This is a genomic window from Mycoplana ramosa, assembly GCF_041930185.1.
GTDB classification, from domain to species: Bacteria; Pseudomonadota; Alphaproteobacteria; order Rhizobiales; family Rhizobiaceae; genus Mycoplana; species Mycoplana ramosa.
Map to the genome: position 1 here is coordinate 1 of NZ_JBHEEW010000039.1, position 672 is coordinate 672.

The 672-nt window shown below is 41.7% G+C and carries 1 protein-coding gene; it reads right to left on the reverse strand.

Annotation, left to right across the window (positions count from 1 at the left end; all coding sequences use genetic code 11):
• Window positions 1-18: 18 nt before the first annotated feature.
• The coding region (locus JNC62_RS21140) for a hypothetical protein (protein ID WP_374841439.1) at window positions 19-672 on the reverse strand (654 nt) is incomplete at its 5' end.

Sequence of the window (672 nt, forward strand, 5' to 3'; positions counted from 1 at the left end):
TATTCCTTTCCATTCCATTTAATTCCATTCCATTCCATTCCATTCCATTCCATTCCATTCCGTTCCGTTCCATTCCATTCCATTCCATTCTATTCGGGTTAATTCCATTCCATTCCATTCGATTGCAATCGAGTTGATTCCATTCCATTCCATTCCATTCCATTCCATTCCATTCCATTCCATTCCTTTCCATTCCATTCCGGATGATTCCATTCCATTGCATTCCATTCCATTCCATTCCCCTGCACTCGCGTTGATTCCATTCCATTCCATTCCAATCCATGCCATTCCACTCGTGTTGATTCCATTCTTTCCATTCCATTCAAGTTGAATCCATTCCATTGCATTCCATTCCATTCGATTCCATTCCATTGCACTCGGGTTGATTCCATTCCATTCCATTCCATTCCATTCCATTGCACTCGGGTTGATTCCATTCCATTGCATTCCATTCCATTCCATTCCATTCCATTCCATTCCATTCCATTTCGTTCCATTCCGTTCCATTCCATTCCATTCCATTCTATTCGGGTTAATTCCATTCCATTCCATTCCATTCCATTCCATTCCATTCCATTCCATTCCATTCCATTCCATGCCATTCCACTCGGGTTGATTCCATTCCTTTCCATTCCATTCGGGTTGAATCCATTCCATTCCATTCCATTCCAT